We start from the raw sequence: 23,445 nt of genomic DNA on the forward strand, positions 1-23,445 counted from the left end.
GAGATTCATCCTGAGAGGATAATAACTATGGATTTGAAAAAAAGAGCACGACAGTTGAAAACCGATATCCCAGCGGTATTTCTGTGTATGAAGGACAAAAACACTCCTGCCATTGCAAAAGTGTTGGCTGGTGTAACCGTCGCCTATGCCTTATCACCGGTTGATCTGATACCGGATTTTATTCCCGTGCTGGGGTATCTTGACGATGTCATTTTGCTTCCCTTTCTGATCGCGCTTACCATTCGTTTTATCCCGCAAGAGCTATTTGAACATTATCGGGAAGAAGCAACGGGCCAATGGGCAAGCGGGAAGCCGAAAAAGTGGTACTATGCTCTCCTGATTGTGGCCATCTGGCTTCTTGTTTTATGGCTGATTATAAGAGCATTTCTGTTTTAACTTTGCAGCTATCACAAGAAACTGGAAATAATAAATTGCAGCGCCTGCATTTTTTCTTAGATGCAGACAAGTTGATAATGTTATATTGCATATAACCTGCAATAGGCTGAAAGTATAGGCAATCTCACCAATTAGGATGAGATTGCCCATCTTCTATTTCACCATCACATTCCGAGAATTGTCCAAATATAGGTCGGCGCCGTCAGTGTGAACACCAAACAGGCGAACAGAATTGCAGGCGCCGCCCACTCAAATTGTCCGTGTTTTCTATAGTCGAAGTATGCAGTCCCCAATTTTGCAAAGAAAAACACCGCCAGAATCAGGTCGATGGCGGGGAATACCACCTTGTTGACCACGGTTTTAATCTGGCTGGAGGCGTCGTTCCACGTTCCTTCGATTGCCCCGGCCACATCGCCGTTTGCCGCAAAAGCGGTTGTGCTAAACAACAGGCTTACCATGAGAACAAGCGAGAGTGCCAGTGCAATTTTTTTGTATCTTTTCATGAAAACCACCTTCCTGAAATAAGGAACAAGGCCGCAGGATCGCTCCCGCCACCTTGTTCTTTTTCTGTGTTATAGCTAAGGTTTTTTAGGGCCAGCGTGCCAATCCTGCCACAAATTTCCCTTGATGGTCAGGCTGTCGGTCAGGTTGGCGGACAGCATTCCATCGGGCGTCCACGCATCTATGAGCCATGTGTTGACGGTATAGGCGCCATCGGGCATCCAGATCGGGCTGAAATGGGTCCGATTCTTGTAGGTGGAATAGGGATTTTTCTGAAACTCAAACCGCCCTGTACCCATTCGCTCCAACAGTCGCCAATAGGTTTCGTAGCCGAATTCGGGAAAATAGCTGACCGCATTCTGCGGCTGGGTTACCGCCGAGCTTTGGTTGGAGCTGATGCTCCCGGTGGCGGTCTGGTTGATGCCGTACCCGGATTTCATAGTTCTTCCGCTGGCAGTAGGATTTTTGCTGTCGCACTGAATGCTCATGGCTGCGGTCAGGCTGGCGCTGTAGCGATCCAGATCAAATTCGTACCACCCATGGTCGCACCAATATCCATCATCGTCCTCATCGCCGCTGTGCCACACCCAATATTCCTGCCACCACGGGCGCCAGACACTCCAGCTTACCGTGCTTTTCACTGCTCTACTTGGAACAGAAACACGGGAGAAACTGTCGTTGCGGTCATCGGCTACGGGATTGGGTGGCGGGTTCTTATCAAGATCAACGATTTTCACGTTGAGGGTCGTTTTCGCTGTGTTGCCGGGGCCGGACACTGTCACCTTAATGGTCATGTTTTGCTCGGTATCCGGGGTTCTCCATTTCACCCACGCAAGCTGGCTGTCGCCGTCGGGGTAATAAACATTGCCCACGCTGTAGGTCTGGCCTCCGATGTTGAAGCTGACGCGGGTGGGGCTGTCGGGATCAGACTGACCGCCGCTGATTCTCACTGCCGTGATGACATCGGTGTTGACACGGTACTCGTAGTCGTAGGCTTCAATCTGCGGTTTCTCCGGCTTTTCTTCAAATCGGACGATGCCAAGCCCAAGGCTGGATTTAATATCCGCGTTGGTGGCGGCGCTGGTCTTGCTGCCGCCCCATGCGGGATAGCCGAGATCGCTTACCTCCAGAAACATAGCAAGAGGCAGATTCTTGTGGGTGAGGGATACCATCCGCCGCCTTAACAGACCGCTGGTCTGCTCATCATAGAGCGCCGCCTCGGTGGCGGTGGTGGCAAACATATTGCCCTCGAACTTGTAGTAAGCCAGTGGCTCCAAAAGAATTTTATACTCGCCGCCGATGAGAACGTCATAATTCATGCCTGTAATTTCCGCAATACGCTTAACCACGTATTCGGAACAGAAGTATTTCTTTATGGCCTCAATGTTGTTGCTGCCGTTAGTGCTGATGATGCGTGGCATAGTCTGTCCGGGATTTTTATAGGTATAGCCACCTTTTACCGGGCTTAGTGAAGCACCGTTATTATATTGCAGTTTGCTAACCTTTCCAAAATGGTATATTCCCGCCGAGGGAGCCTTATTGGTAAAGTCAAAAGGTGTGGTGACCACCGCATGGTCGCTTGCGCGAACAACTGTTACACGCACACCTTCGTTGCCGGGACTCCATGAATTGGTGCTGGTTCCCTGACCCATCCCGCCGCCACCGCCGTCAATGTTCCCGCTGCCGCCGGTGTCGGCAAAAGCAGTCATCGGGCAGAGCATACACAAAATGAGGAACAGCGGCAGGGCTCTTAAAAGTAAATTTTTCATCCTAACCTCCTGTTTCTGCAAATAAAAAAGCACGGTATCTTTCAACCGTGCCATGGGGTATATTCTTATTTAGTCCATGATACCAACCTGTTTGTTGATATCGCCGTCTCCATCAACAACTTCTCCATGATTAGCACCGCCATCCGGCACATTATCAAAGCCGGGGATGCTGTTTCCACCGCTGCTGGGTTTAGAGGAGGGTTCCTGCTTCGGTGTTTCCTTCGGCTGTTCCACCTTGTCATGGTCGACAGCCGTGGGAGGCTCGGTGACCTTTTCGCCATTGGGCTTTTGCGTAGGGTCTTTGAGCTGTTCCTCGGTATATTCGGGCTTGCTCACATCGCCCTGAATGGTCTGCTCGGTGCCGCTGGAAACCGCGCCGTTGTCGGCACTTACCGGCTGAGTGGTATCGGGCGGGGTTACGGTGACCTCTTTTTCATTCTCTGTAATTTCCGGTTCGGATGGGTCTACCGTCACATTGCTTACCTCGGAGCTTTGGGACGGAAGGGGCGCATCTGCCGGTTCCGGCGTCTGGAGCCGCTGCCCGATCAGCACTACCAGCACCGCACAGAGGGCGAGTCCACCGGCGACGGCCAGCCACTTCTTCATTTTGGGATTCATATTTTTCATAAGAGTATCCTCCTATTGTTAAATTTTGAGATTCTTCTTGTTAAGTCACACCCTACCACGAAATTTTCAAAAAGTCTATCCATATTATAGAAAAAATTGAAACCAGTCAAAACCTCGGCGTATACCCGGCGCTGGTTTTGACCTTGATGGTCATGGGCGGCAGCAGCTTCCCGCCAAAGGATACGGGAACCTCCAGCAGGATGGTGCTGTCCGCTTCAAAGCGGTCGGAGGCATGATCCCCTGACGCAAAAGGTGCATTGCGAATATCCACATTTAGGTTCCAGGCCTTAAATTCCAGCTTGCCGTCCGGGGTGCGCTTTTCGTGATAGCCACTATTGTAGGAAAGCCCAAGGATGCCGTCCAGCCGGTCATAAATATCGCCGTAATCGAGGCTTTCCTCGAAATCTCCGGCATAGGGCTGGTAAGCGCCCGAATAGCCCTCCCGCACACCGTGGTACACATCATCGTAATTCTCCACCACGGTGGAGATGACAGCGGCCTGCACCGCATCCCGAACACCCTGCGCTATGATCATCAGCCGAAAATATTCAGAAATGCCGGTGAAGATGATGACCAGCGACAGGGTGATCGCAATAATCAGCGGAAAGCCCGCGCCACCTTTTCCCCGTAGGATTTGCTTGATTTTATCCATCATTTCCAATAAACCTCGCTCTTTCCCGCCGCGTCTGCTCTCAGCGTAATGGGGAACGATCCGAAGCCGCCGAACAGCCCGATGTTGGTCTGGTAGGTGACCGTTACCGTGACTTCCTCATTGAGCTGGATTCTGCCGGTTTCAGACCATTCCACGCTGGGGGAAAGCCCGGTCTTTTCCCGCAGAAGCTGCTCACGGAGGCTGGTTTCACCGCCCACCTGTCCGGCAATTTCGGCCTCCCGGATGAGCTCAGTGGCGAAGGTGTCCAGCTGCTGCTTTTGGATGTAGACGGGAAACACCTTCACAGCAAGGGCAATGACCAGCATGGCACACAGCACCAGCACGGCCACGTCAATGTAGCCCTCTCCGCGCTTGTTTCTCAGAATTTTCAGCACATGGTCACCCCCTGCTCAAAGGGTCCCTGTTCCTGCCACGGTTCCGGGTTGTGGTCACTTAACACACGCCATGCGCTCTTGCTGAAATCGGCGGTGCAGATTTCCTGCTCCAGCAGTTCCTCCGCAGGGACATCTCTGGCAAATTCAGAGCTACCGGGATTGCCTTTCACACTCTGGCCGGAGAGCAGAAGCTGTGCGGTTTCCGGCGTCAGGTACACATACCCGCCGGGCGTCATCATGTCAAATGACGCGTCCGGGTGCGCTTCAATAAATTCCCGCACGGTGATTCTCACTTCCTCCGCGGAAACAGGCGCATATTCCGGGTCAAGGGCATACTCTGGTTCCGATTCGCCCTTATCCCACAGCGTCCAAAGGGCATGGGTGAGTTCCTCGCTGAAATCAACATTCTGTTCGGATATCCACTGATCCGCTACCACCTCCAGCGGGTTTTCAAAGCGGAGCAGATACTCCATATATTCAGCGGAATAGCTGCCGCCGGATAATTCTCCGTACACAAACTTCACAGCGGAAATTTCACTTGCCAGCTCCCCCAGCTCGGAGGCCGGTTTCTGCCGCCATTCCTTTTGATACTGCGCCATACCGCAGTCCAGCTTTTTGCGCAGAAGCGTCATCATTTCCTGTTCTGTCATCTGGCTTACACCTCCCTTAGAACATCCCTCCGAGGGATGTGATGATTTCATAGATAATAATTGCCATGTAGGTCATAAGAAAGCACATGAGCATGGCAAAGGAAAACACCCGGATTTTGGGCGGTATTTTCATAGCCTGCGCTTTCAGCCGCTGAAGCTCCAGCTGCTTCATGTCGTGGGAAAGCATTTGGAAATAGACCGCATTGTCATCTCCCCGCAGTACGCCGATCAGCCCTCTGGTAATATCCGAGAGCATGGGCGAATTGAACCTTGCCTCAAAGCGAGTTAGCGCCGCCTCATAGCTGGAGGAGCGCATATCCGCCGTGAGGATGTCAAGCTCCGCCGCAAAGTCCTCGCCTGCGTTTTTCTTGAAATTTTCCAGCATAGACAGCACATCCCGGCTGGCTTTCAGCTCCTGGGTGACGGTTGCAACGAAACGGGGCAGCTCCTGTTCGATTTTCCCGCGCTTGGCCGCCAGTGCCTCATCCGCCTTGCGGATTTCCTTGAAATAGACCAGGATAGAGGCAAACAGCACAATGGGCGCCAGTAGCGGCAGGACAATCAGGCAGGGAATGATGCACAGCCCGATGGCCGCCGCCTTGACGATTGCCGTTGCCGTGAACAGCTCCGGCGAGTCGGAAAGCCCCGCCGCAGACAGCACATTTACCATCCGGCTTTTCTTGTATTCGTCCATACGGATATACCGGGAAAGCCGGACGGCGGCATTTCTGAGCAGGGCATCGGTGGTTTTGGGTTTGGCCTTTGCCTGCTTTCCTGCCGACAGCATCGCCTTTTGCGTGGCGAGGGTAGGCAGATGTAAGAGATCGGCGGCAATGAAAAAGAGTCCCGCCGATAGGAGGACTCCGAATAAAAACAGATAGATTGTCATGGGTTCCTCCTTATCTTCGATATTCGATGGGCTGGGTGAGCTTAATCACAAATGCCGTGGAAACGAAAATCACGGCGGCGCAGATCGCCAGCACCACCTGTCCCAGCGGGGTGTGCATCAGCGTATGGTACCAGTCCTGATTCAAAAAATACAGCAGCGGAATATTCCCGATGACGAGAATCACCATAACGATGAATTCTTTTCTCGGCTCAAATACCATGTTTTCCAGCTCGCCGTTGACTACCCGCATATCACTGAGCTTGCTGACAATGGGCGTCAGGGTGGTTTTCAGGCTGCGGTCGTGCTGGCAGGCAATGAGGGCGTCGCACCACTCATGGAACACTGCGTTGTCGATGCTCTCTTTCACGTCATGGAGCGCCGCCGTCACATCGGGGTCGACCAGCCGCACACGGGACACAAAGCCCTGAAATACCGACAGCACGGGCGGGTTCAGGTACGGGAGATTTTCCTCCACCGCTGTCAGAATGTCCTCATTTCGAAGATAGGCCGTGGTGATGATGGACAGAGCCGTTTCCAGCTCCGCCGCAATGTCCTTTTTGAAGTGGCTGGCTGTGAGCTTTACCCACCAGAACGGCAGGAGCATACAGCCCGCCGCCATGACAGGAACCAGAAAAAAGTTCGAGAGCATCACGGCGACCGACGCGCCCACGGCAAAGAACAGCAGGGACAAGGCACAGAGCATGGGAAAGCGCGCCGATCTGCCGCTGAGCTTTAGAATGGACTGCACCTCGGCGATTTCCCGGCGCAGATAGGATTTCTTTTTCCTGTGGGTGGTTTCATTGACCTCATCGCGAAGTGCTTTGGGCTGATCGGTCAGCCTGCCGAAGATGGCGGTTGTAAACGCCATGGGGGTCAGCCCCAGCAAAAGAAAAGAGCCTGCGATCATGCCGATGCAGGCGATTAACAGTACCGTTGTCATGCGGTTTGTTCCTCCTTTCGCAGAGCTTCAATGACCGCCTGGGGCATACCGTTTTCCAGAAGCCGCTTGGCGAGGCTGTCCGAGATGGTATTGACCTGCTCATGGTGCCCCTCAATGATGAATTTTCCGTCCTCCATGCGGTTTTCGGTGATGACATATTGAAACAGCGGGCGAAAACGCCTTGTGCCGTCCGGCAGAATCTCGCATTCCTGAATCTCCATCATGCGGCGCTGCTTGTTTTCCAGCTGCTTGCAGAACACCACAATGGGATAGGCTTCGGTGACATAGTCCATCAGGGTCGCATCGGACATATCCACGGCGCGCTTGCACAGGGACACCATGCGGCGGTAGGTGGCCTCACAGGAATTGGAGTGGATGGTGGTCAGCACCGCCACGCCGGTTCGGGCGGCCTCCTGCGCCGCGTTCGCCTCGGGCCCTCGCATCTCGCCCACCACGATGATGTCCGGGTTAAAGCGGAGCGCATAGTCTAAAAGGTTCGTCTGGTCGATGCGCTGGCGGTCATTGTCACTGTCACGGGTCAGGGTATGGATGACCGAATTGACCACTTTACCGTCCTTTTCTCTGACGAGAGCCAGCTCACGGGAGCCGTTTTCAATCGTATAGATACGCTTGTTGTCCGGTACAGTGGTCAGCACCCAGCCCGCCACGGTGGTTTTGCCGGAGCTGGTGGCTCCTGCTACACAGACCGAAATGCCGTAACGAATGCAGAGGGACAAAAAATCCAGCATGGAGTCTGTCGCCGTGCCGCTTTTAACAAAATCCTCTTTTTTCATGCTCTGCGGGTTGACGATACGGATGGAAGCCGCCACGCCCACATCCTCGTCCACAATGGGGCTTTTCAGTACGGCGATACGGATATTTTCACTGAGATGCCCCAGCACGATGGGACTGGCGTTATCCAGCACCATGCCGCTGATGTGGAGCATCCTGCGAATGACGTTGACGGCGTGCTGGGGACTTTCAAAGCGTTCCTCCAGCTTGACGGTGCGGCCATCCGAATACTGAACCTCAATGTCCCGCCACGAATTGATGTCGATTTCCTCAATCCCGGTGCCGAAGATGTATTTGGTCAGAAACCCGAACTCCGCCATTTCGGTGTAGAGGGCGTCCGTCAGTCTGTCGCCGCTCATGCCGCCCACAGAAATGCGGTTATCCTGCAGGAATTTCTGGATATACCGCTTCATCTGTACCTTGGCGTCCCCGCCGCCTTCGGTGAGGAGGGTGCTGTAATGCTCAGAGATGTACGCCTGCACCTCGGCAAGCACCATGGAGAAGTCCTTTCCCTCCGTTTCCGGGGTAAAGAACAGTCCATGCGCACGCAGCGTGCGGTTGTCACGCAACGGGGCGGCGTCCTGCTCATCCGGCGGATTCAAAATATCCACATCGGGACCGAACTGCAAGTTTGCAAATCTCTCGGCCGTGGATTCGGAGGCATTTTCAACTTCGGTGATAAGCTCCGGTTCTGTGGACAACGGATGATTTCCGCTTTCCACCGCAGATACCGGCGCGGTCTGAAACACCGACGCGTTTCTTTTTTTGCCTAATTTCATACGCCGAACACCTCCCTGCATATTTTTTCGATTTCCTTGCGGAACTGGCGGCTGTCCTTCAGGGACAAATCCGCTAGCAGATTCCCGGCAAGATACTGTTCCTCCAGCTCCGGCGAATGGGTCAGGGTAAAGGCCACCGAGCCCAGCGCCTGTCCGATCTGCTCCCCGGCTTGCCGGGGCTTGACGTTGCCGGCAACCTTGTACTGCTTCTCCGCATCCCATTTGGAATCCCGGAGCAGCGGGAGCTGGCTGGAGAGATAGCTCACGGACTTCAGATCGGCGTTTGCGAGCCGCAGAACGCTGTCGGCCTCCATGAGCGCCACGGCGGAGAGAATGTCATTGGCAATATAGCTGCCGCAGTCCGCCACCACGAAAGGGGCGATTTTCCGCAGATTGTCCAGAAGCTCCTGCGCCTGTACCTGCTCATAGGGCGGGTAGGTGTACTCGTTTTCACCCTTTTTCATGCCCAGGATGGTGAGATATTTGTGCTTTTTCAGCGTCACCAGATTGTGCTTGATGAGCGGCTCCGTCACATGGGCGGCGGCAAGAATACTGCCCAACGAATGCTCTCCCTCCAGTTCGGAGAGCGGACAAATGCAGGGCAGCATGGGCGCGGTCATATCGCAGAGCAGCAGCACCACGTTTTTCTTCCGGTCAGCAAGGTGCTTGGCAATCTTTACGGCAGTGACGGTTTTTCCGCTGCCGGGAGAGCCCCAAACGGCAAGGATGCCATCCTGCGGTTCCTGCTCCGGCGGGGCATCCTTTTCCGCAGATGGGTGGGTAAAGATGCCCTTTTTCTTAAAGTTCAGCATCACTGCGCCTCACTTTCTACAGGCACTTCGGATGTAGTGCTTTCCTCCGGTTCCTGAGATTCAGAAGCGCTGTCCTGCACCGGCTCCGCAGGGTACAGTGCGGCGATGACCTCGTCCTGCGCTTCGATAAACTTGGCGCTGTTGGCGGACGTGCCGCGATAAACGAGGGACAGATGGAGCTTGCCGTCTGATTCCAGTTCCGCCAATGTCTTGCTCTGTTCCGGGGATACCAGCAGGGTCACGGTTGCAGGAAGTTCTCGTTCATCAGATGCCGAAGGCGAATTGGGTCCAGCGTCACGCTGGTTGGCGTCATAGCCGCTGCCTGCGGTGACGGCGATGACCTCCACATATTTCAGCTCGACGGGGATCACGGTGGAGCCCTGCTTTTTGTAATCCGGGGCAATCACCGATACGATATCGCCGCTCTGGAGCTTGCCAGAAAGACCGTTGGCAAAGCTCTTAATGGTCACCGACATGGCCTGCTTGGTGCCGTTCAGATTGTAAAGATAGGTATTTTCCGCAGCGGGGGTATCGGACAGCTTAGTGTTTAGGATATAGTCGCCAACGGAAAGGTCGGCTGTGGCATATTTGCCCACGACGGATTCGCTCTGGCGAAGAACATTGTCCGGCAGTCCGAAGCCGCCCACCTCCACGGTCTGCACCATCTCTTTGGTGATTTCCTCGCCTGCCTTGATTTCCTTGGCGACGCGGACGATTTCGGTTTTCTGGCTGACGGACTGGTTGAACAACGGCGTCATGCCAAAGCAGATCAGCAGGGACAAAAGGATACAGATTATGCCGACCACCATGCGGTTTTTAAATAGACTCATAGGATTTCCCTCCTTGATTTCATGGTAATTTAGAAGCTAGCGGAGCTGTATTTACGGGATTTCACCGCTTTCACAGCCTTGGGAATGAGAGCCGCCGCAAGCGAAACAGCGGCGATACCGGCAACGATGAGGGTCTTTTTTCTGCTGATATGAATTCTTTTCATAGGATGTTTCCTCCAATTTTTAGAATGGTTACGGCAAGAAAGCCGAGGGACAAAAAGGGTGCCATGGGCAGGGATGCCTGTGACGCCTTCTGCGGCTCCAGTTTGCGGAGCCGTCTGACAATCTGTTCGATGAGATAAAAAAAGAGGGATGCCGTCAGGCCGAGCAGCAGCCCGGACGTGCATCCCCAAAAGCCCAGTACCATGCCTGCGGCAGCGGTGAGCTTGATATCCCCGCCGCCGATGCCTTCCGGTTTGCACAGGGCGGCAATGAGCAGGGGCAGTGCGGCAAGAACGCCCCAAAGCCTGACAGGGCTGAAATCCATCAGCCCAGTCAGTGCAATCAGGAGGCAAATGCTGTCCGGGATGATCCGTTTGCGGAGATCCCACACAGAAGCCGCCAGCAGCAGACAGAAAAAAAGCACCGCTTGAAGGGTGCTATCAGCCACCATAGTTGAACATTTCCTTGATACGCTCGGTCAGGGTTGGCAGCACCGTTTCCCCAAACAGGGCATACAGTCCTGCAAGGAGCAGAGCGCCCAGCACCACGGCAATCAGGATTTTAATCGCCGTGTCAATGTAGCCTTCCCCGTGGCTCCCGGAAAGGACGCGGCGGGTTTTGGCGGCAGCCATGGCCGCCTTGGTTTTCAGCTTGCAAATAAGATGTTTCATGGTTGTTCCCCCTTATTCAAAATGGTAGGTCACCGAGTAGGTGATGTTGGATTTGTTGTAGGGTAGGCAACCAACGCCACACCATATTTCTATGGTAGGTTTTTGTCTGCCCCCCTCCGAACCGTACGTACACCTTTCAATGTATACGGCTCTCCAATTGTTTCTAAATCATTTTCCACCATGGATATCCCAGTGACAGTCTTTGCATACAATTAATGTCTTTCTGTTCATTTTTGACATTGTTAAGACCCAATTCGGTATATGCCTGCCACGTTTTTTATACTTATCTTTGATATCCTTAAGTTTTCTTACATGATGAACTTCAATATTTTCAGTACTTCCGCACAATTCACATTTGTTTGCATTTAACCTTGTAATTAGCTGTGAGTTAAAAGAAATATCATATCCAAAGCTGTCATAAACATTAGCCTCTGGAAAGTCTTTTTTCACAATCCGGTCATTAAAGTACGTCATTGTTTTCTCACCTTTTTTTGTATGGTATTTTACTCCAACAATCCGGCGTGTTCCTGTGCCATCTTTAACCGGCACATCAATTCCATATTTTTTAATGACTTTTTTTACAGATATATTTTCTTTTCTTGCAATGGTGTGCACCATACTGAAATAGTGATAATACTTAAATTTGTACAGCCTTTGACTTACATTGGTTGCCAGACAATAATAATTGTATAGCCCTCTGATTTCTGCATTGTACTCGTTAATGATATCAAGTACAGGCAATTTTAGTCTTGGCTTAAAGACACACGATTCGCCATATTGAGTGAATTCTCTGATTTTTTGACTAATTACTTTATGTGGCACTAATAATTGAATCTGACCATTTACAGAACGTTTTCTGTTCCCCTGTTTATCCTTGCCCATTTTGGTATTGCAGTGCGCTTTCGTAAATTCATAGCCTAGAAAGTTTGCTTTTTCATTTCCGAGATTCGTAATTAACGTTTTCTCTTGATTTAATTCAAGATTTAATTTTTCTTTCAGAAACGCAGCTACATCTTCCTTAATAGATTCCGCCATTTCTTTACTTCCAATTACCTCAATTACAAAGTCATCGGCGTAACGCACATACTTTACCCTCGTAAAATTACTGTCCATGGGGTCTAATGACGGTATGCTTTGTATCACCTTTGTCAATCTTTTGATTTCTTCAAGCTTCCCATTTTTTATTGCTGTATATCTTTTGCCACGCAGTCTTTGATATTCAGGATTACTTTTTCTTTTCTTGCCCTTGGTATTTTTATTGATGATTTCGTCCATGTATTTATCAAATTCATTTAGATAGATATTTGATAAAATGGGACTAATAATTCCACCCTGGGGACAGCCTGATAAAGACCTGTGCATTTGCTTAAATTCAAGGTATCCTGCTTTTAAAAATCGTCTGATTAACTCAATAAATCGGCCATCTTCTATCTTCTGAGATAAAATATTCAATAAGATAGTGTGGTCAATGTTATCAAAGCACCCTGTAATGTCTCCCTCTATGACCCAGTTTGCACCTCTCATTGTGTTTTTTATTTGACACAAGGCGGTATGACAGCTTCTGTCCGGTCTGAACCCGTGTGAATTGTCACTAAAAATCGGTTCATAGATTGATTCCAGGAGTTGCCTAATGACTTCCTGCAACAGTTTGTCCTCAAAGCACGGTATACCAAGTGGCCTTGTCTTACCATTCTTTTTCGGAATATAGGTTCTTCTAACGGGTTTGGGGTAATACTGTTCAGTTTTTAGTTTTTCAATCAGAGTATCAATCATTTCATATTTAAAACCGTCAATTGTCCGGTTATCAACACCCTCTGTCATATTTCCTTCTTTGGATTGGATTCTGGCATAGGCATTGACATAAAATTCCCGGTTGTACAAATTCCTATATATTCTTTGGAATACATAGTGTTCATCATTCTGCGATTTCTGATTTAGCATTGATAAAATCGTGTTAGCGTTCTGCATTTCGCATACCTCCATTCTTTATCAATAAAACAATCTGCTTTCCTTCGCCATGTACAAGGCTTTCCCTTGCTCAGACTACTATGAAAGCTCCGTTGCCATATTAGATATTCAATGTCATCTCTCTTGGTTTTATCCTTGAGATTTATCACCTTAAAGGCATTACATATAGCCATTTTGACGGCATTCTAACTTAGGCAATCTCCGTTTAAACTCCATAATACTTTTTGGCGCAACTTAGGCTTCCTTTTCGTTTCTTTTGCGTACTTATCGTACACCGAGATAAATCAAAGAGTATGAAGACAATGTACAGATATCTTCATAGATTTATCCTCAAACACATAAGTCAGAGTGTGTTTGCCCAACGTGTTAAAGCGAAGAAACTGGGATTGAAGCAGTATAGCTTTAGCCATATTGCGCTGTGGTCTTGCATATCTTGCTTCTTTCTGACTTCAAAACAAATATGCTTTTCCGACGTGCTTTGTTCCCATTGACCTTTCGGCTACTGGTAAGTCGGCTGACCAATTAGATTTCTCTTTAATCTAATGCTCACACACGAGCGATACTATAGAGTCCTTGCGGACGCACGTACATGCAATCGTGGTTGGTGTAGTAATAAAACTCCAGCCGGGTATACACGCCTGCACCGAGGGTGCGGGTGAAGGTAATGCCGTTAGAGGTGGTGCCATAATCCAGCTGATCCCACTGCCCGGTCAGCTTGTTGTAGCCGCGCACTCTGCCGTGGTCACCGCCGCTGTGACCGCTGACGGGCGGCACCGTAAAGGTGTATTCCGTGATGGTGGCGCCTTCAATGCCGTTTTCCATGATGACGGAATCGGGGCCGGTGAGGGTCATGCCACCGCCGCCGTTGGAGTCCGCCACAAAGAACACGATGGCCGCCCATGGGGATTCAGCCCCTGCGGAATCCACGGCTTTGACACGAACAACGTTCTTTCCACGGGGATAGGTCTGCGTTTCGGCGTTTCTGCCCTCCCAAATGAGGGTGACGGGGTCGCCGTCCGGGTCGGAGCTAGTGGCCTTGATGGTGACCGGCGTTCCCGGCGCTACGCTGTTGCCGTTTGGGGTTCGGGCAATCACCGGCGCTGTCGGGGCGGCGTTTGCAATGGTAAAGGTCTTAGATACCCAATCGGAATACAGCCCGGTTGCGTCCTTGGCGCGAACACGGACGGCGTGCGTGCCAACGGCATAGTAACCATCCGCTGCCTTGTTGTCCCACTCCAGCGTGGTGGCGTCACCATCCGCGTCAACCGCCTTGGCGCTGATATTGACAAGGAACTTACCGTTTTTCGCTGTGCGGGTGGGGGTTGCGGTCAGGGTTACCGTTGGTGTGGAGCTGGTAATGGTGAAGGTCTTTTCTGTCCAAGGAGAATACGCTCCGGCAATATCTTTTGCACGGACTTTTATGGTATGGGTGCCGGGTGCATAGTAACCGTCTGATGCCTTGTTATCCCACTCCAGCGTGGTGGCGTCGCCGTCCGCATCAGCGGCTGTCGCGCTGATATTGACGAGGAATTTGCCGTCCTTTACTGTGCGGGTCGGCTCGGCAGTCAGGGTAACAGTGGGCGCGGCATTGGTCACGGTGAAGGTCTTTTCCGTCCAAGGGGAATACGCCCCGGCGATATCCTTTGCCCGGACACGGACGGTGTGGGTGCCGGGCGCATAGTAGCTGTCGGCTGCGGTATCCGCATACTCCAAGGTCACCGCATCCCCATCTGGGTCTGTGGCACTGGCGGTGATGTTCACAAGAAACTTGCCGTCCTTGGCGGTTCGGGTGGGAACGGCCTCTACCATAGGAGCGTTCGGTGCAGTGTTGGTAACTGTGATGCGCTCCGAATAGGTGGTGACACGGCCTGCGCTGTCGGTAACAGAGGCGGTCAGGGTAAATGCGCCGGTATCGCGGATAGCGATTTTCCCGCCGTCATTGCCGAGGGTGCCCTGATACTGTGCGGGATTTCCGTCTTTTTGCAGTGTCCATACAACGCTGTAGCCGCCGAGGTGCCGAATATCCTTTGCGGCAACTTCAAACTCTGTACCGTAGTGAACGATCTGCGGCATGTTGAACGCGTACTGCACTACAGGGAGGATGCGAATTCTCTCGCTGTGGGAATAGCTGCGTTTCAGGTAATCGGTCATGGTGGCGGTGAGAACATACTCGCCGTCATTCTTAAAGGTGATTTTGCCGCCCTGTGCGTTGAGCCCGCCGCTGAACGCCTCCGAGAGCGGAAGGCGATTGCCGCCCTTTGTCACAGACCACTCCACCGGCAGAACCTGATTGTTGCCGTGGGTTCTGAGGTCGAGGGCGGTGTCGGTATAGGCAAAGGCAGGAAGATCAAAGCCGATGGTGAGCACAGGCAGAACCTCGCACTTTTCCTTACTTTCGTACAGAAATACACGGCCGGTTTCATCCGTAACTCTGGCTGTCAGCTCATAGACACCGGCTCGTTTAAAGCGAATCGTACCGCCGTCGTTTGTGAGTGTTCCATCCACATAGGTCGGCCAGTCCTGAAACCCGTAGGTGTTGTCCACCAGCCATTCGACGGTGAGTCCGTCCAGATCGGCTGTTTCGGTTTCGACCGCAATATCCGTATCGGTGTGGACATATTTTGGCAGGCTGTAGTGGACGGCAGGCACAGGATACACCTTGAAGCCCTGCTCATAGCGGTAGGTTCTGCCGCCGTCATCGGTGAATTCCGCTTTCAGAACATAGCTGCCCTTGGCATGAAACTTCAGCTCACCGCCGCTGTTGCCCAGCGTGCCCTCAGCGGCATCGGTGAGGGATACTTCTTTTCCGTCACGGAGCAGAGACCACTTGGCGGTATGGCTGCCGATTTCCCCGAACACCGCCTCCACGGTGACGGTGCTGTCGGTGTGGAAAATTTCCGGCAGATAAAAGCCCGCGGAGCCTACCGGGTAGACGGTAATATTGGCGGTATCGGCATACACTCTGCCGGTATCGTCGGTGACAGAGGCGGTCAGCGCATACACGCCTTTTTCCTTGAACCGAATGCTGCTGCCAGCAGGATTTCCTTCGATCCATGTACCGATTTCGGCAGGCTTGCCGTTTCGGGTCAGAGTATAGGAAAGCGCAAGTCCGTCCGCTTTTTTTGTTTCTGTTTCGAGTGCAACGGTTTTGTCGGTGTGGGAAACGACTGGCAAAGTGAGCGTTACCTCCGCCACCGGGTAGACGGTAATGCCGCTCTGTGCGGTGATAACCTTACCCAGCTCATCTGTAATAGAGGCTGTCAGCGTATAACTGCCCTTTTCCTTGAACAGCACCGTGCCGCCGGTAGCGGTTAACTCACCGGAGAGGGCTTTTTCGATATCCACAGCAGCGCCGTCCTTTTCAAGGGACCATACCACCGCATTGGAACCGAGATTTTCAGTGGAAAGCTCCACCACCACGGATTTGTCGGTATGGGTGCTTTCCGGCAGCGTGAAAGTAGCTGTCACCACCGGATAGATGCTGATGGTCTGCTCATGGGTCGCCGTGACGCCCCGGCTGTTTTTTGCCGTGGCAATCAGGGTGACGCTGCCGGTCTGTGTAAATTTCACCTTGCCGCCGGTTTTGTCGAGGGTGCCGTCTGTCAGCTCGGAAAGCGCGGCGGGCAGTCCGCTTTTCAGGGCGGACCATGTCACATCGCTGACATATCGGCTTTCCGGTTTGATCTCAATTTCATCGGCGGTGTAGGAGATTTTGGGCAAGGTGAAGCTGAACTGCGGGGCGGGAACATGAGAGCTGCCACCACTGGAACCGCTGTCGGAGTTACTCCCGCCAGAATTTCCGCCGGAGGGCTTATCCGTGGGCTTGGCGGGAACAGTCGGCTTGGGCGGTTCTTCCTTTTCAATCTGCTCCTTTGCCTTTTCCGTATCCACCAGCATTTCAAAGGCTTCGGCGCGGGTGGCATCGCCGTCCGGCTTGACCGTGCCGTCCGGGTAGCCGTCCACAATGCCATATTCCTTGCCGGTGCAGATGCTGGATTTGTCCGCTTCAGAAAGCGTGCCGTCATCGGAAAAACCAGTGATGCAGGGGCAGGAAGCATCATGGTCCCCCTTGCCGATGGCCCGCACCAGCATACGGATCATTTCCATACGGGTGATGGGCTGGTCCGGCTGAAATTCTGTGCCGAAATCGTCCTTCTGGATGATTCCTGCAATGATGAGCGCCTCAATGTGCTGCTCCGACCAGTGTCCGGCAATGTCGGTGAAGCGAAGGGTAACCTCGCTTTCCTCCGGCTCCGGCAGCTCCATGGTTCTGGCAACGAGAGCGGCAAATTCCCCTCTGGTGATGATTTCGTCCGGATGCGCCAGCCCGTCGGGATAGCCGTTGATGACGCCTTTTTCTGTAAGGATTTGAATGGCTTCCTCCGCCCAATGGCCCTTGGCATCCTCAAAATACCGGTTTACCGCGTAGGCGCTGCCCGCCAGCAGGGCAACAACCATGCAAACCACAAGGAGGATACCAAGCGGTCTTTTCATTTTCTTGTTCATGAGCTACCTCCTACATTCCACCCATGACAGGCTGGCCTTGCTCCTGCTGCTGGGCGGGGGATTCCTGTTTCTGTACAGCGGTCTGTCCCTGGGTCAGTGCCTGCTGGTAAGCGCCGAGGACCGCCTTGTCGAACTCCGCCTTGGCCTCCTTGGTGCAGGGAAAGCAGATATCCTTGTATTCGCCGTTTCCGGCCCTGTAGCTGGGCATGGAGATAAACAGCCCCTTGGAGCCCTCCATGATTTTGATGCCCCGCACGGCGAAATCGCCGTAGACATTGACCGAGGCGGTGGCCTTGCAGCTGCCCTCCGGGCGAATGGAATGAATTTTCACATCGTATTTGGGGGCAGCCGGTGCTGTGTTCTTAGGCATGGTTTGTTCCTCCTTCTCAAAATATCCGGCAAAATTAACCGGCGTAGTTGAACATTTCCTTAATACGCTGGATCAGGGTCGGCAGTACTGTTTCCCCGAACAGGGTGTACAGCCCCGCAAGGAGCAGAGCTCCCAACACCACGGCAATGAGGATTTTGATGGCGGTGTCAATGTAGCCTTCCCCGGCATTCCCCGTGAGGATGGAGCGGCTTTTGGCAGCCGCCTCTGCGGTTTTGTTCTTTAGCTTGCAAAATAAATTCTTCATTTTGACCTCCTGTACTGGTGAAGGCATGAGAAAAGACAGCCGACGGCTGCCTACATACTCATGCCCATGGTTTGGGTTTGCTCCGGGTCCCCGAAGCTGATTTTTTGGAATCCAAAGCGGTCACAGTAATGGAACTCGCTGCCGCCCTCGTCGTACAGCTCCACCACATCGGACATGGACAGGGAGTGCCCGTCATAACCGGGCGGGTGATTCACATTGCACCTTGTGTAGATGGCTTCGAGGTCGTTGGTATCCAACTGCCCGTCATAGGCGACGCGGTAATGCTCCGGGGATGGCTCCCCGAACTGCCGCACTGTGTCCTCATAGGAGATAAACTTCATATACACGTCCGTATCCGGCTTCAACTGCCAGATGCGGACACTTTTGAGCGGTGCGGCGGCTCCAGCCATGACGCCCATCTGTTCGCCTGCGGCAAGGCGCTCCATCACGCCGTCCGTCCACTGAGGGGTCAGGCTTCGGCTTTTCATCCATGCAGTCAGCTCGTCATTTTGGAAGATGCTGTCCACCACGGCTTTTTCTTTTTCTGTATATCCGGCCGGGTTTCCGTAGTAGGAAATGAGGCCGTTTTTCAGGGTGATTCCCGGCATATACTCACCTCCCGGATTGTGTGTTGGGAATCCAAAACGGGTTATTTGCCGTAGACGATGCTGTCCAGCATAATCAGCTCATCCAGCTCCGCAAGACACACGCCGCTTTGGGCCAGCACCATAAGGATACCGGACGGCACATCGGAAATATCCTGCTGGACATCCGCCTCCACCACCGTAATTTCGCCGCTGTCCTCATCCGTATAGGCTTCCAGCTTGGCGTCCGCGGGGATGCCCGATTCCTCCAGCAGATAGCCGGGGATGCGGATGCTCTGGCTTTCATCCAGCAGATCATGGCAGAGAGCGCACCCGGCCACCCATTCGGCAGGGCAGCCGTCCCTGCACTCGTCGCCGCAGTTGCTGCAAAGACCGCAGGCCGAGGCGAGGACGACGGTCAAATCTGCGGCAAGGGTGCTAAGGCTTTGGATGGCGTTCGCCACCTCCAAGGCCGTCATTTTATCCTTCAGAAATACGAGGGCGTTCTGTCCGGCGTGAAGCTCCAGCGTATCCTTGTCGGTGAAGCCGGATTGCTCGCAGGCGTCGGCAGGGAGACCGATTTGGGGCAGTTGATTCTTTTTCATGAATGGTTTCCTCCTAACAAATATTGATTTTGCGATTTACGCAATGCTGTGCCAAGGGCGTCTTTGCTACTCCATGAAGCCTCCTTCCCCAAACAGGTTCAGTTGTGCCGGAGCATTTTTATCACGCTCATGCAGATCATAGTTGGCAATGAGGATTTCGGGGAACTGCGCTCCGTTGTCGTACCGCTGCTTGATGTTGTTGATACGGGTAAAGGCTTCCGTTTGAATGCCCGGTGCTTCATAGAGACTGCGGATAAATTCACAGTCGTTGTAGGACAGCAGGAATTTGCCGTCGATCCGAAGCAGCGCATCCCGCAGACGGATGTGGTCTTTTTCTGTAAAGCCGTCCTCGCCCACATTTTTGTAATAGCTTTCGGTTTCAAAATATGGTGGATCGCAGTAGAAGAAGCTCACAGGGCGGTCGTACTGCCCGATGAGCTTCTCGAAATCCTTGTTTTCGATAACCACCTTGGCAAGCCGCCGGTGTGCCTGCTCTATGAGGGGAAAGTTGCTGCGGATGTCGTGGGGCTGGCTGCCGTAGCTGGTAAGCCCCGATGCGTAGCTGTAGCGGATGAGCTGGTAAAACCATGCCGCCCTTTGCACATCCGATGCGGGACTGTCACGGGCAAGGGTATTTTTCACAAGTTCAAAATCTGCGCGGGAGTTGAGACAATAGGCAAGCACCGCCATCAGCTCCTGCGGTTTATCTCGCACACAGCGGTAGAGGTTCACCAGCAGGCCGTTGAAGTCGTTATAGACCTCAAAATCGTTGCCGGGCTGCTTATGGAACAGCACCCATCCGCCCCCGCCGAACACTTCAATGTACCGCTCATAATAGAGAGGAAACAGGGTGACGATCAGCTCCCGCAGGGATTTCTTGCCTCCGATCCAGGACATGAAGCTGTTCAGGAGTCATCACCGCCTTTCTCCAGCGGCAGGCGCAGCTGCGTATCGTCAAAGGCCGCAAGGGAGTGCCGGAGACCGGTAATGGCGGCGCTGATTCCGCTGATGCGGTTTCTCATGTGCCGGATGGTCATGCGCACCTCGGCTTCGGTTTTCGCATAAAAATACCCGTTCTGATCACTGGCAATGGGAACACCCTCTCGGCGCAGGGCGTTGACCTGATCCCGCAGCTCCTTGCCCGAAACGCGGAAGGTGTGTTCCAGCTCCTGGCTGGTGACGGCGTGTTCCGCTCCGTGGTGATACCGGCGCAGATGCTCTGCAAGCTGTTCTTTCTGCATGGGTTCTCCTTTCCGACCGTTCCCCCGGAAAGAAAGGCAAAAAGAGCGCAAAAAAACAGGGCCGCCTCCTGTTTGGGGAAACGGCCCTGTTTTGGTTTTGGGGTCTAAAAAAGCACAGGCTTTTCTGCCTGCGCTACTGGATTACGCCAAGCTCTCTTAACACTGCTACGCAGTCCTTGGCGCCTTGGATGTACAGGTGCTTTTGAAATTTCACCTCCATATCTGAATTTTCGGTCAGGTAATCATCGATCCTGTCCTTTGTGTGCTGAGTAATCTCAGTGCTGTTCTGAATGCTCGCGCTGAGTTCAAGCAGTTCCCGTGCCAGTTCTTCCGACCGGGGGTCTGATTCCCTCATGGCGGAATACGCAAGCTGAAAGCGCTCCGCCAGAGCCATATCCAGCAAGTCCATGAGCTTCTCGTCCATCTTCTTCGCCTCCCTTCAGCACAACACAATGCCACAGCTTCATTGGAATAGCTATACCAAATGCCAACAAAGATTTGCTATTTCATTTCCATGCCGAGGCTCTGAACGGGACGGTTCAGGCATTGTACTACCGTCCGGTCGTTCCTCTGTTTGAGAAGCTTATTCTTTCATTGCTTATCCAAGCTGCATTCTTCCCATTTGCTGGCTTATAGCCTCTAATTCATCCTTTGTCGTTATACTCCAGTCCCTTGAGGCCGTCCAAAGACTGACATATAGTTCATCGCTGCCAATCTTAATTGGATGCTGCTCGAAGCCCTCACCGAAACCGTCTGATGCCTGACCAGAAACATAATCCTTGAGTTGCGCCAGCTCCGCCTCACTAAAATCCCCTTGTACTTGGCATTCAGCCACACCCATCAGTTTGTTCCCAACCTGTTCCACTGTGAAAAAGAGGGACTTCACCTTCTGACTTACGCTGTCATCCCCGTGATAATATTCCATGAGTCCTCGTTCCGTTTCTTCCGGCCTCCGCTCCTTGAGGATGGCGACAAGAATTTGATCGTGATAGGAAAGTACCGTGCCCTGATCAAGTTCCGAGGGATATTCCTCTAAAGAGCCCCACTCATCACGTTCATACTGCATCACAGCCAGAGGCATATACAGCTTTAGCGTTTGGAGGGGCTGCGGGATAACCGAAAACCTATCCACACCAGGAATGAGGGCGAGGGACCGACCATTGTCCCATTTCATGTGGAACTGACCTGCATCGTCAATAAAGTTAATTGTTCCCTCCGTGCCTGACGGCACAGGCGCATAGGGGTCATGCATTTCTGTCAACCGAATGCGGGTACCGGGCGGATACTGTTCTTTTATAAATTTCAGCAATTCTTGCTGATATCTCATGTGAGTTCCTCCTTTTTTTGCTTATTTTTATTGTGAATCCTCTGCATATCTGTTCTTAGGCAGTTACCCTCGGAGTTGTAGCAGATAAATCCATGCGAGGGATATGGACAGTTGCCGCAGCTTTTGAACGGACCGTGGGGCCGCTCGTCTGGCGGTATTATCCCTGATGTTATGAGGTCATCCGAATCATAACAAGCTGGTTTTTTATTTCTCTTGTAGTGTACTAACATGATTTCCTCCCTTCTGAAAAACAAAAAAACCGGAGAATTGAAGCGCACTCTGCGCTCCGGTTCTCCGGTTCGTTAACTGAATTTTGGTTTAGGATGTTAAAATTTGTCGAAATATAATTTTTGTAAGTTATATCTTATAAACATCAAAATAAAGACTTGATTTTAAGATGTGTCTGTGATAATATATATCAAATATGGCAAAGGAGGTCTTTCGTCCATGATTAGTCGCGAGTTATATATGAGCCGCATCCGTCCCTTTATCGGAAATGAGCTTATTAAAGTTTTAACCGGCATCCGCCGAAGCGGAAAGTCCGTCATGTTGGATTTGATCCAGCGAGAGCTGGTCGCCTCCGGCGTGAATGAGGATCAGTTTATTTCTATCAACTTTGAAAATATGAGCAACGCACACCTTTGTTTTGCCGAGGCACTGCATGAGGAGGTCACTCAGAGGGTAAGCGGTATCTCTGAGAAGGCATATCTTTTTTTTGATGAGATTCAGGAAGTCGTAGGCTGGGAAAAGTGCATCAATTCCTTTCGGGTTGAATTTGACTGTGATATCTATATCACCGGCTCAAACGCCAAGCTGCTTTCGGGGGAGCTGGCCACATACCTTGCCGGTAGATATGTGGAATTTGTGATTTATCCCTTTTCCTTTGGAGAGTTCTCGGAGCTGTATCATACCATTTTCCCTGATGCCGATTCGAGAACGATGTTTACCCGATACCTTACCGACGGCGGGATGCCGTACTTGAGCAACCTCCGCTATGCTGAACAGCCGAGCCGTCAGTATCTGCAAGACCTCTATAACTCCGTTGTCCTGAAAGACATCGTCAAGCGCAACAGCATTCGTGATGTGGACCTGCTGGAGCGTATCATCGCATACATTACGGCAAACGTCGGGACGACTTTCTCCGCTACGGCGATTTCAAAATATCTTAAAAGCGAGGGTCGCACGGTTGCGCCGGAAACCATCTTAAACTACATTAAGGCTTGCGAAGATGCCTTTCTGTTTTACCGTGTCCGCAGGCAGGATTTGCAGGGGAAGAAGATTCTCACCGTCAACGAAAAATACTACATTGCCGACCACGGAATCAGAGAGGCTGTTTTCGGCGGGAATATGAAGGATATTAACCTCATTTTCGAGAACATCGTGTATATGGAACTCCTGCGGCGGGGGTACAAGGTCACCGTTGGAAAAGCAGGAGAAAAAGAGATTGATTTTATTGCTGAAAAGCAAACACAAAAGCTCTACGTTCAGGTAGCTTATCTGCTGGCATCCGAGGAAACGATCCAGCGTGAATTCGGAGCATATGATACGATCCGGGACAACTTCCCAAAGTATGTTGTATCCTATGATGAATTCGATATGAGCAGGGACGGATTAAAGCATATGAATATCCGTGATTTCCTGTTATCTAAGCAATGGGACTGAGCTTTCGGCTATTTCCTTTTAAAAAGAACTGCCAATAAGCAAATGCCCGTCA

At 52.0% G+C, this 23,445-nt stretch carries 26 protein-coding genes; 2 read left to right on the forward strand and 24 right to left on the reverse strand.

Going from position 1 to position 23,445, the window contains the following annotated elements; genetic code table 11:
* Positions 1–27: 27 nt before the first annotated feature.
* Positions 28–396 (forward strand): YkvA family protein, encoded by a 369-nt coding sequence (locus KNL20_RS01480; RefSeq protein WP_225544039.1) that lies wholly within the window; start codon positions 28–30, stop codon positions 394–396.
* 164 nt (positions 397–560) lie between these two features.
* Here KNL20_RS01480 and KNL20_RS01485 read toward each other — a convergent pair whose 3' ends face one another.
* The 24 genes from KNL20_RS01485 to KNL20_RS01595 all read right to left on the reverse strand — a co-directional run bounded on the left by KNL20_RS01485 (position 561) and on the right by KNL20_RS01595 (position 21,731).
* On the reverse strand, positions 561–899 hold the full coding sequence (locus KNL20_RS01485) for a DUF3852 domain-containing protein (protein ID WP_018305753.1): 339 nt from the start codon (positions 897–899) through the stop codon (positions 561–563).
* Positions 900–974: 75 nt separating this feature from the next.
* A complete protein-coding gene (locus KNL20_RS01490; RefSeq protein WP_230398911.1) occupies positions 975–2,666 on the reverse strand; it encodes a hypothetical protein in 1,692 nt (563 codons plus the stop codon).
* A gap of 69 nt (positions 2,667–2,735) precedes the next feature.
* On the reverse strand, positions 2,736–3,293 hold the full coding sequence (locus KNL20_RS01495) for a DUF6550 family protein (protein ID WP_018305751.1): 558 nt from the start codon (positions 3,291–3,293) through the stop codon (positions 2,736–2,738).
* Positions 3,294–3,399: 106 nt separating this feature from the next.
* The gene (locus tag KNL20_RS01500) at positions 3,400–3,945 is read right to left on the reverse strand and encodes a hypothetical protein (RefSeq protein WP_026198775.1); all 546 of its coding nucleotides are present in this window, start codon (positions 3,943–3,945) and stop codon (positions 3,400–3,402) included.
* Positions 3,945–4,340, reverse strand: a complete 396-nt coding sequence (locus KNL20_RS01505) for a DUF4320 family protein (protein WP_018305749.1) — start codon at positions 4,338–4,340, stop codon at positions 3,945–3,947. The genes KNL20_RS01500 and KNL20_RS01505 overlap by 1 nt, the downstream gene beginning before the upstream one ends.
* Positions 4,334–4,990, reverse strand: a complete 657-nt coding sequence (locus tag KNL20_RS01510) for a DUF3848 domain-containing protein (protein ID WP_230398912.1) — start codon at positions 4,988–4,990, stop codon at positions 4,334–4,336. Before KNL20_RS01510 ends, KNL20_RS01505 begins: the two co-directional genes overlap by 7 nt.
* Before the next feature lie 16 nt (positions 4,991–5,006).
* Positions 5,007–5,879, reverse strand: a complete 873-nt coding sequence (locus KNL20_RS01515; RefSeq protein WP_230398913.1) for a secretion protein F — start codon at positions 5,877–5,879, stop codon at positions 5,007–5,009.
* Between the two features lie 10 nt (positions 5,880–5,889).
* A complete protein-coding gene (locus KNL20_RS01520; RefSeq protein ID WP_230398914.1) occupies positions 5,890–6,819 on the reverse strand; it encodes a type II secretion system F family protein in 930 nt (309 codons plus the stop codon).
* Positions 6,816–8,108: a type II/IV secretion system ATPase subunit gene (locus KNL20_RS01525; protein WP_456299668.1), complete on the reverse strand. Its 1,293-nt coding sequence runs from the start codon at positions 8,106–8,108 to the stop codon at positions 6,816–6,818. The genes KNL20_RS01520 and KNL20_RS01525 overlap by 4 nt, the downstream gene beginning before the upstream one ends.
* 278 nt (positions 8,109–8,386) lie before the next feature.
* Positions 8,387–9,202: a ParA family protein gene (locus KNL20_RS01530; RefSeq protein WP_230398916.1), complete on the reverse strand. Its 816-nt coding sequence runs from the start codon at positions 9,200–9,202 to the stop codon at positions 8,387–8,389.
* The gene (gene cpaB, locus KNL20_RS01535; RefSeq protein ID WP_018305743.1) at positions 9,202–10,032 is read right to left on the reverse strand and encodes a Flp pilus assembly protein CpaB; all 831 of its coding nucleotides are present in this window, start codon (positions 10,030–10,032) and stop codon (positions 9,202–9,204) included. The genes KNL20_RS01530 and cpaB overlap by 1 nt, the downstream gene beginning before the upstream one ends.
* Positions 10,033–10,061: 29 nt before the next feature.
* Positions 10,062–10,196, reverse strand: coding sequence for a hypothetical protein (locus tag KNL20_RS15870; protein WP_018305742.1), 135 nt, complete (start codon positions 10,194–10,196; stop codon positions 10,062–10,064).
* The gene (locus KNL20_RS01540; protein WP_018305741.1) at positions 10,193–10,645 is read right to left on the reverse strand and encodes a prepilin peptidase; all 453 of its coding nucleotides are present in this window, start codon (positions 10,643–10,645) and stop codon (positions 10,193–10,195) included. The genes KNL20_RS15870 and KNL20_RS01540 overlap by 4 nt, the downstream gene beginning before the upstream one ends.
* Positions 10,635–10,826 (reverse strand): DUF6133 family protein, encoded by a 192-nt coding sequence (locus KNL20_RS01545; protein ID WP_427846222.1) that lies wholly within the window; start codon positions 10,824–10,826, stop codon positions 10,635–10,637. The genes KNL20_RS01540 and KNL20_RS01545 overlap by 11 nt, the downstream gene beginning before the upstream one ends.
* 207 nt (positions 10,827–11,033) lie before the next feature.
* A complete protein-coding gene (ltrA, locus tag KNL20_RS01550) occupies positions 11,034–12,848 on the reverse strand; it encodes a group II intron reverse transcriptase/maturase (protein WP_268966527.1) in 1,815 nt (604 codons plus the stop codon).
* A 531-nt stretch (positions 12,849–13,379) separates the two neighbouring features.
* Positions 13,380–17,339 (reverse strand): S-layer homology domain-containing protein, encoded by a 3,960-nt coding sequence (locus KNL20_RS01555; RefSeq protein WP_230398918.1) that lies wholly within the window; start codon positions 17,337–17,339, stop codon positions 13,380–13,382.
* 10 nt (positions 17,340–17,349) lie between these two features.
* The gene (locus tag KNL20_RS01560) at positions 17,350–17,709 is read right to left on the reverse strand and encodes a SpoVG family protein (RefSeq protein ID WP_018305738.1); all 360 of its coding nucleotides are present in this window, start codon (positions 17,707–17,709) and stop codon (positions 17,350–17,352) included.
* 34 nt (positions 17,710–17,743) lie between these two features.
* Positions 17,744–17,974: a DUF6133 family protein gene (locus tag KNL20_RS01565; protein ID WP_018305737.1), complete on the reverse strand. Its 231-nt coding sequence runs from the start codon at positions 17,972–17,974 to the stop codon at positions 17,744–17,746.
* A gap of 50 nt (positions 17,975–18,024) precedes the next feature.
* Entirely contained in the window at positions 18,025–18,582 is a 558-nt protein-coding gene (locus tag KNL20_RS01570; RefSeq protein ID WP_018305736.1) for a YodL domain-containing protein, read from the reverse strand.
* A 41-nt stretch (positions 18,583–18,623) separates the two neighbouring features.
* The gene (locus KNL20_RS01575; RefSeq protein ID WP_018305735.1) at positions 18,624–19,163 is read right to left on the reverse strand and encodes a hypothetical protein; all 540 of its coding nucleotides are present in this window, start codon (positions 19,161–19,163) and stop codon (positions 18,624–18,626) included.
* A gap of 66 nt (positions 19,164–19,229) precedes the next feature.
* Entirely contained in the window at positions 19,230–20,060 is an 831-nt protein-coding gene (locus tag KNL20_RS01580) for a DNA adenine methylase (protein WP_018305734.1), read from the reverse strand.
* Between the two features lie 8 nt (positions 20,061–20,068).
* A complete protein-coding gene (locus KNL20_RS01585; RefSeq protein ID WP_026198774.1) occupies positions 20,069–20,404 on the reverse strand; it encodes a hypothetical protein in 336 nt (111 codons plus the stop codon).
* 133 nt (positions 20,405–20,537) lie between these two features.
* Complete coding sequence (locus KNL20_RS01590; RefSeq protein WP_018305732.1) at positions 20,538–20,828, reverse strand: hypothetical protein; 291 nt, start codon at positions 20,826–20,828, stop codon at positions 20,538–20,540.
* Between the two features lie 174 nt (positions 20,829–21,002).
* Positions 21,003–21,731: a DUF4314 domain-containing protein gene (locus KNL20_RS01595; protein ID WP_230398919.1), complete on the reverse strand. Its 729-nt coding sequence runs from the start codon at positions 21,729–21,731 to the stop codon at positions 21,003–21,005.
* A gap of 447 nt (positions 21,732–22,178) precedes the next feature.
* Between KNL20_RS01595 and KNL20_RS01600 the strand changes: the two genes are divergently transcribed.
* Positions 22,179–23,393: an ATP-binding protein gene (locus KNL20_RS01600; protein WP_018305725.1), complete on the forward strand. Its 1,215-nt coding sequence runs from the start codon at positions 22,179–22,181 to the stop codon at positions 23,391–23,393.
* The last annotated feature ends 52 nt before the right edge of the window (positions 23,394–23,445 follow it).

The sequence above is a fragment of the Novisyntrophococcus fermenticellae genome, from assembly GCF_018866245.1.
In the GTDB taxonomy this organism is placed as follows: domain Bacteria; phylum Bacillota; class Clostridia; order Lachnospirales; family Lachnospiraceae; genus Novisyntrophococcus; species Novisyntrophococcus fermenticellae.

Coding starts and splice junctions, on each gene's coding strand:
- KNL20_RS01480 (WP_225544039.1), top strand. CDS start 28: ATGGATTTGAAAAAAAGAGCACGACAGTTGAAAACCGATATCCCAGCG.
- KNL20_RS01485 (WP_018305753.1), bottom strand. CDS start 899: ATGAAAAGATACAAAAAAATTGCACTGGCACTCTCGCTTGTTCTCATG.
- KNL20_RS01490 (WP_230398911.1), bottom strand. CDS start 2,666: ATGAAAAATTTACTTTTAAGAGCCCTGCCGCTGTTCCTCATTTTGTGT.
- KNL20_RS01495 (WP_018305751.1), bottom strand. CDS start 3,293: ATGAAAAATATGAATCCCAAAATGAAGAAGTGGCTGGCCGTCGCCGGT.
- KNL20_RS01500 (WP_026198775.1), bottom strand. CDS start 3,945: ATGGATAAAATCAAGCAAATCCTACGGGGAAAAGGTGGCGCGGGCTTT.
- KNL20_RS01510 (WP_230398912.1), bottom strand. CDS start 4,990: ATGACAGAACAGGAAATGATGACGCTTCTGCGCAAAAAGCTGGACTGC.
- KNL20_RS01515 (WP_230398913.1), bottom strand. CDS start 5,879: ATGACAATCTATCTGTTTTTATTCGGAGTCCTCCTATCGGCGGGACTC.
- KNL20_RS01520 (WP_230398914.1), bottom strand. CDS start 6,819: ATGACAACGGTACTGTTAATCGCCTGCATCGGCATGATCGCAGGCTCT.
- KNL20_RS01525 (WP_456299668.1), bottom strand. CDS start 8,108: ATGGTGCTTGCCGAGGTGCAGGCGTACATCTCTGAGCATTACAGCACC.
- KNL20_RS01530 (WP_230398916.1), bottom strand. CDS start 9,202: ATGCTGAACTTTAAGAAAAAGGGCATCTTTACCCACCCATCTGCGGAA.
- cpaB (WP_018305743.1), bottom strand. CDS start 10,032: ATGAGTCTATTTAAAAACCGCATGGTGGTCGGCATAATCTGTATCCTT.
- KNL20_RS15870 (WP_018305742.1), bottom strand. CDS start 10,196: ATGAAAAGAATTCATATCAGCAGAAAAAAGACCCTCATCGTTGCCGGT.
- KNL20_RS01540 (WP_018305741.1), bottom strand. CDS start 10,645: ATGGTGGCTGATAGCACCCTTCAAGCGGTGCTTTTTTTCTGTCTGCTG.
- KNL20_RS01545 (WP_427846222.1), bottom strand. CDS start 10,826: ATGGCTGCCGCCAAAACCCGCCGCGTCCTTTCCGGGAGCCACGGGGAA.
- ltrA (WP_268966527.1), bottom strand. CDS start 12,848: ATGGAGGTATGCGAAATGCAGAACGCTAACACGATTTTATCAATGCTA.
- KNL20_RS01555 (WP_230398918.1), bottom strand. CDS start 17,339: ATGAACAAGAAAATGAAAAGACCGCTTGGTATCCTCCTTGTGGTTTGC.
- KNL20_RS01560 (WP_018305738.1), bottom strand. CDS start 17,709: ATGCCTAAGAACACAGCACCGGCTGCCCCCAAATACGATGTGAAAATT.
- KNL20_RS01565 (WP_018305737.1), bottom strand. CDS start 17,974: ATGAAGAATTTATTTTGCAAGCTAAAGAACAAAACCGCAGAGGCGGCT.
- KNL20_RS01570 (WP_018305736.1), bottom strand. CDS start 18,582: ATGCCGGGAATCACCCTGAAAAACGGCCTCATTTCCTACTACGGAAAC.
- KNL20_RS01575 (WP_018305735.1), bottom strand. CDS start 19,163: ATGAAAAAGAATCAACTGCCCCAAATCGGTCTCCCTGCCGACGCCTGC.
- KNL20_RS01580 (WP_018305734.1), bottom strand. CDS start 20,060: ATGTCCTGGATCGGAGGCAAGAAATCCCTGCGGGAGCTGATCGTCACC.
- KNL20_RS01585 (WP_026198774.1), bottom strand. CDS start 20,404: ATGCAGAAAGAACAGCTTGCAGAGCATCTGCGCCGGTATCACCACGGA.
- KNL20_RS01590 (WP_018305732.1), bottom strand. CDS start 20,828: ATGGACGAGAAGCTCATGGACTTGCTGGATATGGCTCTGGCGGAGCGC.
- KNL20_RS01595 (WP_230398919.1), bottom strand. CDS start 21,731: ATGAGATATCAGCAAGAATTGCTGAAATTTATAAAAGAACAGTATCCG.
- KNL20_RS01600 (WP_018305725.1), top strand. CDS start 22,179: ATGATTAGTCGCGAGTTATATATGAGCCGCATCCGTCCCTTTATCGGA.